This is a genomic window from Proteus vulgaris (genome assembly GCF_016239305.1).
Classification (GTDB): Bacteria; Pseudomonadota; Gammaproteobacteria; order Enterobacterales; family Enterobacteriaceae; genus Proteus; species Proteus vulgaris_C.
The window spans coordinates 212401-225226 of the sequence record NZ_JAEHOQ010000002.1 but is presented as its reverse complement, the minus strand read 5'-3'; the positions used below and the strand labels follow the sequence as shown (position 1 = coordinate 225226).

The following is a 12826-nucleotide window of genomic DNA, read 5'->3' as shown; positions in this document are numbered from 1 at the left end:
ATCGGCAAATTTTTATTCGGGATCTGTTTTTTCTTTAAATTCACACAGATCTTCAATAATACAAGAGCCACACCGTGGTTTTCGTGCAATACAGGTATAACGACCGTGAAGAATAAGCCAGTGATGGCAATCAACTTTAAATTCTGCCGGAACAACCTTTAAGAGTTTTTGCTCAACTTCATTGACATTCTTGCCGGGGGCAAAGCCTGTACGATTACTCACTCTAAAGATATGTGTATCGACAGCAATTGTTGGCCAACCAAATGCGGTATTTAAAACAACATTTGCAGTTTTGCGACCAACACCTGGCAAAGCTTCAAGGGCTTCTCTGTTTTCAGGAACCTCACTGTGATGTTTATCTACCAAGATTTGACAGGTCTTAATCACATTTTCAGCTTTGGTATTATATAGGCCAATGGTTTTAATGTATTTCTTAAGTCCATCCACCCCTAAACTCAGGATAGCTTGTGGTGTATTGGCAACAGGATAAAGTTTAGCAGTTGCCTTATTGACACTCACATCGGTGGCTTGTGCAGAGAGTAACACGGAGATCAATAATTCAAACGGAGAGTCAAATTTTAGCTCTGTCGTAGGTTGCGGATTGTTATCACGCAACCGAGTTAGAATTTCAATACGTTTTGCTTGATTCATTATGCTCACAAATTAATTTTTAACAATATGACTACCACAGCCTTGTTCTTTTTCATAAGTTTTCATTGTCGAAGCGCTGCGCTTTTTCTGTCTTTCATCGATAAGGTATTTTCCCGCTAACATAAAGCCTAAACCGATAAAGGCGCCTGGTGGTAAAATGGCAAGTAAGAAGGGGGAATCTAAATGAACTATTTCGATTCTTAATACTTGAGCCCATTCACCTAACAGTAAATCTGCACCGTCAAATAATGTTCCGTTACCTAAAATTTCACGGATCGCGCCTAACACAAAGAGTGCGGCTGTTGCCCCTAATCCCATTGCTAAACCATCAATAGCAGAAGGAAAGACTTCATTTTTAGCAGCGAAGGCTTCAGCACGGCCAATAACAATACAGTTGGTGACTATTAATGGAATAAAGATCCCCAACGACTGGTATAAACCGTAGGCGTATGCGTTGATCAGTAATTGTACAGCACTAACGACAGACGCGATTATCATAACATAAATTGGGATGCGAATTTCAGAAGGAACCCAACGACGTAAACTTGAAACTGCCACATTGGTGCAAAATAGTACTAATGTTGTCGCAAGCCCTAAGCCTAGTGCGTTCGTTGCTGTAGAAGAAACCGCGAGTAAAGGACATAGACCAAGCAACTGCACTAGGGCTGAGTTGTTTGTCCATAACCCTTGAGCAAAGAGCGTTTTAATGGAGTTCATATTAATTCGCCTCACAGACAGAGAGAGTATCAAGTTTCTCTGGTAATGATTGTATTAGCCATGCTGTGCGTTTTGAAGAGTTAACGACAGCGCGGGGGGTGATCGTCGCACCTGTAAATTGATCAAAGTCGCCACCATCTTTTTTTACAGCCCAATGTGGATCGTTTTCACTGGAAATGAATTTATGGCTCAGTGTTGTGATCCAATCAGAAATACGTGTTTCGATTTTATCACCCAGGCCAGGAGTTTCGTTATGTGCTGTTACACGAACGCCTAGAACGTTACCTTTAAAGTCAGCGCCAACAAGAAGTTCAATTGCACCGGAATAGCCATCTGGCGCGGTAGATTCTAATGCGGCTGCGACAGGTTTACCTTCTAAACGCGCTACATACAGTTTATGAGGTTTTGTATTTCCCAATTCAGGAGCCGTAAGTAGATAACAATCTTTAGAAAGTTCATTGTTATACATTGTTTGAGGGATCACTTGATCCAATAATTTTTGTTTTTCTATAGCCACTTGTTCTGCGATGGTGTCTGCCGTTAAGTGGTATACCACTGCAGTCAAACCCGTTGTACAAGCTGCAAAGATAGCTAATGTTAGCCCATGACGTTTTAAGATTTCGATCATCATTTTCTCCTTGGCACATTAATGCCCATAAACACGAGGGCGTGTATAGCTATCAATTAAAGGTACGGCGATATTGGCAAGTAATACTGAAAAGGCAACAGCATCTGGATATCCACCATAAACGCGGATAATCCACACTAATAAGCCAATCATACCAGCATAAATTAAACGGCCTTTAGGGGTTGTAGAGGCACTTACGGGATCTGTCGCAATAAAGAAAGCCCCTAACATTGTTGCCCCTGAGAAAATTTGTAATAGGGGTTGCGAGTAACGAGTAGGATCGATACCCCAACTAATAACAGAACATAAGGCTAACATTGAGATCATTGCAACAGGGATATGCCAGCTAATAATGCGTTTATAGAGCAGAACTAATCCACCAACTAAATAAGCTACATTCACCCATTGCCATCCAATGCCGGCAAATTCACCCTGTAAAATAGGCGTCGCTAACACTTCATCAATAGAATGAGTTAATAATCCGGTTTTAAAACTATCAAGAGGTGTTGCTTGTGTAATGCCATCAACAGAGCGTCTTAAATCTTCAAGCGTTAAGCCTGATGATGTATGGCCTGTAAAGAAGATGCTTAAACTGTCCATGATATTGTAAGAGACAGCTTGCAACTCAACAGGAGGCATCCATGATGTCATTTGTACTGGGAATGAGATCAGTAAAACAACATAACCTACCATTGCGGGGTTAAATGGATTTTGCCCTAAGCCACCATAAATATGTTTTGCGATAACGACAGCAACAAAGGTACCTAAAACAATGATCCACCATGGTGCCAAGGGGGGAATACTAATTGCTAGTAATACACCAGTAAGCAGTGCTGAGTTATCTTTGAGGTAGAGTAATGGATCTTCTTTTTTAAGTTTTACACACACAGTTTCAGCCACTAGTGCAACGATAATAGCCAATATAATTTGGTAAAGGGTGCCTAAACCAAAAAAATAGATCTGACTGATGATCCCCGGTAGTGCGGCTAATGTGACCCATAGCATAACTTGACTGGTGGATTGCTGATTATGCGTGAAAGGGGAACTCGCAATTTTTAATTTACTATTGTTATTTTGTATCGGTCTAAATTTCATCTGTGATTAATCCAAGGTAACTTCTTCTTTAGCTCGACGTTGTTCGGCTTCTTTTTTTGCTTTCACTCTGGCAATGGCGGCAGCAACGGCAGCTTTGCGTGGATCGATATCTTTGACTTTTTTAGCATTTTGAGCTGGCACTTCATCGATTGTAGTTTCCGCTTGAGCTTGCTGCGCTTCTTTTTTTGCTTTCACTCTGGCAATGGCGGCAGCGACAGCAGCTTTGCGCGGATCGACATCTTCAGCCTCAGTATTTTCAACAGGAGCTTTAACGGCAGGAGTTGCTTGAGAGGCTTGCTGTGCTTTTTTAGCTTTAACACGCGCTAATGCGGCAGCAACAGCAGCTTTGCGCGGATCGACTTCTTCTGCTTTAGCATTTTGAGCAGGAGCTTCTACGGCTGAAGATGTTTCAGTAGCTTGCTGTGCTTTTTTAGCTTTAACACGCGCTAATGCGGCAGCAACAGCAGCTTTGCGCGGATCGACTTCTTCTGCTTTAGCATTTTGAGTAGGAGCTTCTACGGCTGAAGATGTTTCAGTAGCTTGCTGTGCTTTTTTAGCTTTAACACGTGCTAATGCGGCAGCAACAGCAGCTTTGCGTGGATCTACATCTTCCGCTTTAGCATTTTGAGTAGGAGCTTCTACGGCTGAAGATGTTTCAGTAGCTTGCTGTGCTTTTTTAGCTTTAACACGCGCTAATGCAGCGGCAACGGCAGCTTTGCGTGGATCGACATCTTCCGCTTTAGCATTTTGAGTAGGGGCTTCTACGGCTGAAGATGTTTCAGTAGCTTGCTGTGCTAATTTAGCAGCCTGTTTTGCTCTAACTTCCTCTTTACGTTTTCTACGTGCGGCGATAGCTGCTGCGTTATCTGGCTCTTCTCCCGCTTTCACAGAAATAATTTTACCGATACTCTGTTTTTCTTTTACGCGAGAGAGCGCAGATTGAACTTCATTATGTTCATTATCATCAAGTTTAACTGCAGCACGTTGATGCCTTGCTTCACGCTCAAGTTTCTCTCGTTCCATACGTAATTTTTTCGCTTCAAAACGCGCTTTAGCTTCGGTGGCACGTTTGGCTTCTGCATCAATTTCACGTATTTCAGCCTTTTCTTGACGATAGTATTGAACTAGCGGGATATTACTTGGGCAAACAAACGCACAAGCGCCACATTCAATACAGTCAAATAAGTTGTGTTGTTGTGCTTTCTCATGCTCTTTACCTTTACTAAACCAGTAAAGTTGTTGAGGCAATAAACCACTTGGACAAGCATCGACACAATGACCACAACGGATGCATGCCTCTTCAAGGTTATCTGTATCCATCTCTTCAACTGAAGGGATAAGTAAGCAGTTGGTTATCTTAACAACAGGAGCATTTAAGTCAGGTAAGGTAAAGCCCATCAATGGCCCTCCCATAATCACCATTTGTTCAGAGCCTGCAACAAAACCAGCTTGTTTCAGTAATGAATAAATAGGAGTGCCCAAACGCGCCCAGAAGTTACCTGGTGTTTTGGCACCATTACCGGTGACTGTGACAACACGTTCAATTAAAGGCTCATCATCAATAATGGCGCGTTTGATGGCAACAACGGTACCAACGTTTTGCATCAAGACGCCAATATCAGATGAACGACCACCCGATGGTACTTCCTTACCCGTTAAGATCTTAGTAAGTTGTTTAGCACCACCAGAGGGATATTTTGTGGGAATGACTCGAATAAAAATTCGTTTCTCATCAGGTACGGCATTTAATGCTTGTTTCAATGCTTCAATAGCTTCAGGTTTGTTATCTTCAATACCAATTAACACTTCGTCAGGACAGAGAAGGTGAATTAATACCTGACAACCTGTAATCACCTCATCAGCATGCTCTTGCATTAAGCGATCATCTGCAGTGATATAAGGTTCACATTCTGCTGCATTGACAATCAGTGTCTTAACTAAATCACCACCGCCTTTTAATTTTGAAGCAGTCGGGAATCCAGCTCCCCCTAATCCAGCAATACCCGCTTCATGGATACGAGCAAGTAAAGTCTCCTTACTTTCCGATTGGTAATTAGTAAGTGGGAATTGTTCACGCCATTCATCTTTACCGTCAGATTGAATTCTTACGGCAATTTCAGGTAACCCTGAAGGGTGAGCACTTGGAAAGGGTTCTATTGCAGTGACAGTACCAGAGATAGACGCATGAACAGGGAGTGTTCTACCAACACCTTTGGTTAAAGGTTGGCCTTTTAAAACATGCTCACCCACGCTAACACAAAGTTGGCCAGGTACACCTAAGTGTTGATGAATTGGGACAATCACTTCATCAGGCAATTGTGCGATACGCATTGGTGTGCGACTTGACTGTAATTTCATTTCAGGAGGATGAATACCGCCTTTAAAATCCCAGATTTTATCTTTTTTAAATAACGAAAAGAGATTAAACATGAGCATTATCCTCCGTCTTTAATGACGGTTCATCTTCAGGTGTTTCTTCAGGCTCTGCTGGAATGTTCTTAACTGGGATAGTATTTAAATCCCATTTCCAATTTGAGGTTGTTACTTTGACTGGTACTAAGGTAATACAATCAGTAGGGCAAGGTGGAACACATAAGTCACACCCAGTACATAAATCCTCAATAACTGTATGCATTGCGCGCGTTGCACCTACAATGGCATCAACAGGGCAAGCTTGAATACACTTAGTACATCCAATGCAATTATCTTCATCAATTAAGGCGACTTTTCTAATAGGATTTAATGTTTCTTCGTCACCATCTAGCGGTTGAGGTTCAACACCCATTAATTCTGCGATTTTTAACATCACTTGTTCGCCACCCGGCGCACAACGATTAATCATTTCACCATTGTTTGCAACAGCGTCAGCATAAGGGCGACAACCAGGATGTCCACATTGCCCACATTGACTCTGTGGCAAAATAGCATCTATTTTTTCAACAATAGGATCTTCTTCCACTTTAAAACGACGCGCGGAATAGCCCAAAATTAGCCCAAAGATAAGACCTAGCGCACCAAGTACGCCAATTGCTATCCATAAAGAATTCATTACAGTTTCACCAAACCACTAAAACCCATAAAAGCGAGAGACATTAAACCTGCGGTAATTAAACCAATTGATGCACCTTTAAATGGCGCAGGGACATTTGCCACGGCTAATCTTTCTCTAATGGCAGCAAATAATACCATCACAAGAGAAAAACCTACGGCTGCACCAAAACCATAAACAGCTGACTGCATAAACGTGTGTGCTTGATTGATATTTAATAACGCAACACCTAAGACAGCACAGTTTGTGGTAATTAAAGGTAAGAAGATCCCCAACAAACGATAGAGTGTTGGGCTTGTTTTTCTTACAACCATTTCAGTGAATTGTACAACTACTGCAATAACTAAAATAAAGCTCAGTGTGCGTAAATAAAGTAAGTCCAAAGGAACTAAAATAAAGTTATCCATCAGCCATGAACTAATAGAGGCGAGAGTCATAACAAAGGTCGTCGCAAATCCCATACCGATCGCGGTTTCTAATTTTTTTGATACACCCATAAATGGGCATAAACCTAGGAATTTGACGAGTACAAAGTTATTCACCAATACGGTGCCGACGAATAGAAGCAAGTAATCAGTCATTGTTATGCCAAAATTGTTAAACAGAGAAACAAAAAGCCTCCTGAAATAAAGAGGCTAAACAAGCGTATATAATATCAAGGGTGAAGATACGAAGTTATCGAACTTGTGTGAAAGTCTCACGAACACGTTTAGAGTACTTGATATAAGGCACAAAGCAGACAGTTGAGAAGACAGACCATAGAAGAGATTTTAACGCTGTTTGATCATCTACAGGTGCAAAGCCAAAGCTTTTGATCGCTAATAGTAAGTTGATAAGTAACCATAAAATAAATAGACGTGGGAAATTTTTAGCGCGATAAAAAAACTGGCGTAGTAGATATACCGTAAAACCAAACATCACCCAAGTGGTTAACGCAGAGAGATACCAACTTGACATTAAATGAAAAGGAAGCTGGTGGAGGATTGAAAAATCCGCAAAATATTTAAAAACGTAGAGAACGGACATCAAACCTGAACCAATAATTGATAAGATCATATAAGCCAATGGCGCAAGTAGCCATCCAGTTATAGGCGCTTTTCCTGAAAGGTTATTCTGCGTGTTTGCTTTGAGATCAAATTTCATTAATTAATTATTCCTACTCGTGTGTATAGAACTAAACGGGATATTATCACAAACTTTGTTATTATTTATTTAGCTACAAAAGTGAAAGTGATTTTTATTAATAAAAACAGATAAAAATAGGATAGGGTTATGGCAAATAAACTCAATGTTGGAATTATCGGGTATGGTTATGCAAGTAAAACCTTTCATGCTCCCTTAGTTACAACGACCAATGGCTTAAATCTTAGTGCAATTTCAAGCTCTGATGAAAATAAAGTTAAACAAGATTTTCCTCATATTACAGTTTATGCAGACCCTCAAGCACTTATTAATGATCCCTCAATAGACTTAGTCATTATTCCAACGCCGAATAATACGCACTATTTGTTAGCTTCACAGGCTCTGGAAAAAGGTAAACATGTTGTTGTTGATAAACCGTTTACACTGACACTGGAAGAAGCCGAAAAGTTAACTCAACAAGCAACAGATGCCGGTAAGTTACTTTCTGTTTTTCATAATCGTCGTTGGGATTCTGGTTTCTTAACCGTTAAAAAACTTTTAGCGGATAAAACACTCGGTGAGATTAGTGCCTATGAAGCGCATTTTGATCGTTTTCGCCCAACCGTGCGTCAACGTTGGCGAGAAGATGCTGGTATAGGGGGAGGGCTTTGGTATGATTTAGCCCCCCATGTTCTTGATCAAGCTGTTTGCCTGTTTGGTGAGCCTAACGCAATTACTGCTGATATTGCTCAATTACGTCCTAATGCAAAAAATGCCGATTACTTTCATGCGCTATTAGAGTATGACAATCTTAGAGTTATTCTTCATGCATCCATGCTAGTTGCATCTCCAACACCTATTTTTGCTATCCATGGAACAAAAGGAAGTTATGTTAAGTATGGTTTAGATACTCAAGAAGATGCTTTAAAAGCCGGTTATCTTCCTAATCAAACCTATAATTGGGGAATGGATAATAATGATGGTGAATTAACAATATTATCAGCGACCGGTGAATTAGAGACAACCACACTTGTTACACTCTCTGGTGATTATCCCGCGTATTATCAACAAATTTATCGTGCAATTACATTGGGTGAAGAAAACCCCGTTACGCCAATACAAGCAACTGCCATTATGCGTTTGATTGAAGCGGGCGAAATTTCAAATCGTTTAAAACAAACTATTACGCTATAAGCGAAAGGGAGCACTAAATCTAATGTCTTGGTGGCAAAAACTAAAACTTGACCCTTTTCTCATGATAATGATTTGTGTGGTGACACTAGCAACGCTATTACCCGCACAAGGGGATATTAAAGTCCTGTTTCAATATCTGACAACAGGTGCCATTGCACTGCTTTTCTTCTTGCATGGTGCGAAGCTTTCTAGAGAGGCAATATTGGCAGGGCTTGGGCATTGGCGGTTACATTTAACCGTATTTGCTAGCACTTTTATTCTGTTCCCTATTTTGGGACTAGGATTACAAGTGATTGTACCTGAATGGATGTCACCGACGGTCTATATGGGATTTTTATACCTTTGTGCTCTTCCAGCAACCGTTCAATCAGCCATTGCTTTTACTTCTGTGGCAGGGGGAAATGTTGCCGCAGCTATTTGTAGTGCATCAGCATCCAGTATTTTAGGTGTTTTTCTTTCACCAGTGCTGGTGGGTTTTTTAATGCAAACGCAAGGCTCAGCAGATGATTTTGATACTGCTGGGGCAATCCAGTCGATTTTATTGCAATTAATGGTGCCTTTTATTATTGGCCACTTATCTCGCCCTTTAATTGGTCGTTGGGTTGATAATCATAAAAAATTAGTTAATAGAACGGATCGCTCGTCTATTTTGCTGGTGGTCTATGTGGCATTTAGTGAAGCGGTGGTTGAAGGGATTTGGCATAAAATCGACGGTTGGTCACTGTTAACGATTGCGATAGTGAGTTGTATCCTGCTAGCAATTGTCATTCTTGTGAATGTGTACAGTGCAAGATTGCTTGGTTTTAATAAAGCGGATGAAGTTACCATTGTTTTTTGTGGCTCTAAAAAGAGTTTAGCAAATGGTGTACCAATGGCGAACGTGTTATTTCCTGCGGCAACGGTAGGGGTAATGTTATTGCCATTAATGATATTTCACCAGATCCAATTAATGGTTTGTGCTGTATTAGCACAACGCTATGCGAATCAAGCTAAAGAAGCTGAAAAGAAATAATATATTTGAGTTGGTTGGATAATCAATAGCATTAGCTAAATATGAGAAAAGCATCGATTTAACTATTTATCGATGCTTTTTTATTCGCAATATTCTTTGTTATTTTCTTTTTTATCTGATAATGAAGGAGATTGTGACTTTAACGGAAGAGGCAAACCTAACACAAAGTAAAGTAAGAGAACAAAACCTATATTCAAATAATCTGTTATATTATTTTTTACTGTTGTCTTTAATTCACAGTTAATGGGTTCTAGTTGTTCGTTAATATTATATTTACCTTGGTAAAGTTCATTAAGTATAGTTTGTGCTTGTTCAAATTCTTTATCACTAACGAGCAGTTTTACACCTCCGGTTGCTTGAGCATAAACCTGATTATTCCAAACAATATTTTCATCTAAAAGAATAGCATCAATACCTTCAGATTTAAGGAGTCCAGCTTCAATTGAAGCATCAAGCGGTGATAAGTATTGAGCTAATAATTTATAATGACCTCTTGTTGGATGAATATTCCACATAGTTTTTCCTTAATGATAAATACCCCTTTGTGAAAATTAATTTTAATCCAAGAGCCATTAATAATCCCATCTATTTTTAATGAATACAAAAAAACCATCTGATTAACAGATGGTTTTGATGAAAAAGTTATTAACTATTAACGTGAGCTTACTTTTTTAATTAATGCATCACGTTCAACTTGGCTAATAAATGCCATTTTTAAACCATTAATTTGAGTTTGGCGAATTTGCTCTGGTGTTAATCCCGCCGCTGGTGCCGCAACGTTATATTCGTGTTTTAATTCAATACCTTCAACAGCAGGGTCGTCGGTATTAAGCGAGGCAATAATTCCATGCTCTAAGAAGGTTTTTAGAGGATGTTCTGCTAATGAATTGATAGTGCTGGTTTGAATATTCGAGGTTAAGCAAGATTCAATACCAATTTGATGCTCGGCAAGGTAGTCCATTAATCTAGGATCTTCAATAGCCTTAACACCATGACCAATACGACTGGCGCCTAATTCTTTAATGGCGTGCCAGATACTTTCAGCACCAGCAGCCTCACCGGCATGAACCGTAATATTCCAACCTGTATCACGAGCACGATTAAAATGAGATTGGAATAAGTGACCTGGAAAACCTAATTCATCACCCGCTAAATCAAGTGCGGTAATTTTATCCTGATGTTTTAGTAATCCATTTAATTCTTGTTGGCAAGCATCTTCACCAAAAGTACGGCTTAAAATACCGATTAAACGAATATCTACATCGTGTGATTGCAATGCGCTTTGTACGCCATCAACAATGGCTTCCACAACACCTTCAACAGGTAACTGGTGTTTCATTGCCATATAATAAGGTGAGAATCGCAGTTCAGCGTAATCAATACCTGCATTAACCACATCCACGACATTTTCATAAGCAACGCGATGACACGCATCTAAGTCTGCTAAAACTGTTACACCCCAATCTAATTTTTGTAAGAAGCTAACAAGACTTGGCTCATTTTTTGTAATTTGTACATGAGGACGCAAAGCTTCTAATTCATAAGCGGGAAGCGCAATATTGTGTTGTTTTGCTAAATCTAAAATAGTTTGTGGGCGGATATTACCATCTAAATGACGATGTAAATCGGTTAAAGGCAACTGTGTGTCAATCACGTGTTATTTTCCTTTTAAATAGAAATAATGAAAATCTATCGTTTATAGTGATTTTCTTATAATCGAGTAAATATAAATGAGTTGCAGATTATTATGACTGATTTTTATTTTATTCACTAATAAATAAACTTAAATTGGCTATTTTTAAAACTAAAAAGGTAGTTTTCCCTTAGTTTTAAGTTAAAAAATAAAAAATGGAAAAGAGGGATGTTTATTTATTAGCTACAATGTTCAATGTAATTGACGTGTATTATCAAGATAACTGATACATTAAAAATTAAGACTAAAATAGAGTTATCATAATAACTGAAGTATCTTATCAATTATTCTGATAGGTTTGAAGGTGGAAGTTAAGTAAAAATAGCTTACATCTTGATTTTCTTATCACTTTATCTAGCAGATTACTCATTTTATGATTTCTAACGCTTTTAAGTAAATAATAGAAAGGTCTTTTTAAAATATAAAAAACTTATTTATACTTATATTTTATTTATTGAAGTAAAAAATAGAAATAAAAAACAGCATATCTCTTTTATTAAATAATGAATAAAGAGTAGAGAGTTAACGCCATAATACATTGCTGTTAAGTGAGTATGTTTAACAGTAAATAATTATTTGCATAATAATTATTTTTAATTAAATCATAATTAGTTAAAACTTAAGGCGTATAAATATGAATGAGAGTTCTGATTTAAATTTTGGAAAAAAAGATAATACAAGACAACATCAATTAGTTTCTAAAATACTACCTCCCTCATCGGCAAATAATCTTACTTATGGATCACAAGTCGTTACCGGTGATGGTGCAATTGCATTAGATTTAGTTGTTGTAATTGATACCAGTGGTTCAATGGCTGATGAGTCGTTAGATTTAAGTAAAGATATTGATATTGCGATACAAAAAGCGCTAGAAAATTGCCCATCAAAACTTCGAGTGACTTTTTTAGGTATAGAAGGTACATGGGATGATACTAAATTTGATCAATCAGCTAGTGACTATTTAAAAGCACTAGGTGTGCCGGAAAGTCGTTTACAGGCAAGAAAACCTTTTAAAGAGTCTGATGGTCGTGATCATGCGGGGAATAAAGAAGATTTATGTCGTGCAGTGATTGATTTAAGTAAGTATTTTGATTGGCGTGATGGTGCTCGCCGTGCTGTTTTTGTTTTGGGTGATGAAGGTATGGAAGGTGGCGGAGGTATATTGACCAACGCGGCAAAGATAAAAAATGATGAAGCGATTGCCGTTGCCCAACAAGAAAAAGTCAAAGTATATACCTACCAAGGAACGCCAGATGATAGTGCAACAAACCTCGATCGTTTCCCAAGTGTGGCTGATAGAGATCGTGTAACAAAAGAGTATGTACGTTTAGCGGAGCAAACAGGAGGGCGCTCTTATATTTACACTACAGGTATTGCGAATTTCTCTTTAGTATTACAAGAAATTCTTTGTGATAGTTTGACGTTACCAAATATTCCTAAACCGAATGTTCAAAAATCTAGTTGTAGCCATGTCTGTGAACAATTAACTTCTATTATTTCAACAGTAAATACACTTGCAGGAATAATTAATAAAACTATTGATTCTTGCTGTAAAGATGAATGGGCGAATCACCACCTTCCGGCTAAAGATTGTGATTGTTAATTAAAATACGAAGCAAAAAAACACCCCATTGTATTTTTACAAATGGGGTGTTTCTAATTGTC

Annotated in this window: 13 protein-coding genes; 3 read left to right on the top strand and 10 right to left on the bottom strand. The window is 38.7% G+C overall.

Going from position 1 to position 12826, the window contains the following annotated elements:
* Positions 1-12 precede the first annotated feature (12 nt).
* From nth to JEP40_RS02485, 8 genes are all read right to left on the bottom strand, one after another.
* Complete coding sequence (gene nth / locus JEP40_RS02520; RefSeq protein WP_198622312.1) at positions 13-651, bottom strand: endonuclease III; 639 nt, start codon at positions 649-651, stop codon at positions 13-15.
* Between the two features lie 12 nt (positions 652-663).
* Positions 664-1368, bottom strand: a complete 705-nt coding sequence (locus JEP40_RS02515; protein WP_036937069.1) for an electron transport complex subunit E — start codon at positions 1366-1368, stop codon at positions 664-666.
* A gap of 1 nt (position 1369) precedes the next feature.
* Positions 1370-1996 carry an electron transport complex subunit RsxG gene (gene rsxG / locus JEP40_RS02510; RefSeq protein ID WP_198622311.1) on the bottom strand — a complete coding sequence of 209 codons (627 nt, stop codon included), beginning with the start codon at positions 1994-1996 and terminating at the stop codon, positions 1370-1372.
* Between the two features lie 18 nt (positions 1997-2014).
* Positions 2015-3091, bottom strand: a complete 1077-nt coding sequence (gene rsxD / locus JEP40_RS02505; RefSeq protein WP_198622310.1) for an electron transport complex subunit RsxD — start codon at positions 3089-3091, stop codon at positions 2015-2017.
* Between the two features lie 6 nt (positions 3092-3097).
* Positions 3098-5521 carry an electron transport complex subunit RsxC gene (rsxC, locus tag JEP40_RS02500; protein WP_198622309.1) on the bottom strand — a complete coding sequence of 808 codons (2424 nt, stop codon included), beginning with the start codon at positions 5519-5521 and terminating at the stop codon, positions 3098-3100.
* Positions 5514-6140: an electron transport complex subunit RsxB gene (rsxB, locus tag JEP40_RS02495; protein ID WP_198622308.1), complete on the bottom strand. Its 627-nt coding sequence runs from the start codon at positions 6138-6140 to the stop codon at positions 5514-5516. Before rsxB ends, rsxC begins: the two co-directional genes overlap by 8 nt.
* A complete protein-coding gene (rsxA, locus tag JEP40_RS02490) occupies positions 6140-6721 on the bottom strand; it encodes an electron transport complex subunit RsxA (RefSeq protein WP_006536930.1) in 582 nt (193 codons plus the stop codon). Before rsxA ends, rsxB begins: the two co-directional genes overlap by 1 nt.
* A gap of 94 nt (positions 6722-6815) precedes the next feature.
* Positions 6816-7283, bottom strand: coding sequence for a DUF2569 domain-containing protein (locus JEP40_RS02485; RefSeq protein WP_198622307.1), 468 nt, complete (start codon positions 7281-7283; stop codon positions 6816-6818).
* A 129-nt stretch (positions 7284-7412) separates the two neighbouring features.
* Between JEP40_RS02485 and JEP40_RS02480 the strand changes: the two genes are divergently transcribed.
* Both JEP40_RS02480 and JEP40_RS02475 read left to right on the top strand, forming a co-directional pair.
* Positions 7413-8456, top strand: coding sequence for an oxidoreductase (locus JEP40_RS02480; RefSeq protein WP_198622306.1), 1044 nt, complete (start codon positions 7413-7415; stop codon positions 8454-8456).
* 22 nt (positions 8457-8478) lie between these two features.
* Positions 8479-9468: a bile acid:sodium symporter family protein gene (locus tag JEP40_RS02475; protein WP_198622305.1), complete on the top strand. Its 990-nt coding sequence runs from the start codon at positions 8479-8481 to the stop codon at positions 9466-9468.
* Positions 9469-9548: 80 nt separating this feature from the next.
* Here the strand turns inward: JEP40_RS02475 and JEP40_RS02470 are convergent, their stop codons facing one another.
* Positions 9549-9983 carry a putative signal transducing protein gene (locus JEP40_RS02470; protein ID WP_198622304.1) on the bottom strand — a complete coding sequence of 145 codons (435 nt, stop codon included), beginning with the start codon at positions 9981-9983 and terminating at the stop codon, positions 9549-9551.
* 137 nt (positions 9984-10120) lie between these two features.
* Entirely contained in the window at positions 10121-11122 is a 1002-nt protein-coding gene (gene add, locus JEP40_RS02465; RefSeq protein WP_198622303.1) for an adenosine deaminase, read from the bottom strand.
* A 673-nt stretch (positions 11123-11795) separates the two neighbouring features.
* Here add and JEP40_RS02460 point away from each other — a divergent pair.
* Positions 11796-12764, top strand: coding sequence for a VWA domain-containing protein (locus JEP40_RS02460; RefSeq protein ID WP_198622302.1), 969 nt, complete (start codon positions 11796-11798; stop codon positions 12762-12764).
* The last annotated feature ends 62 nt before the right edge of the window (positions 12765-12826 follow it).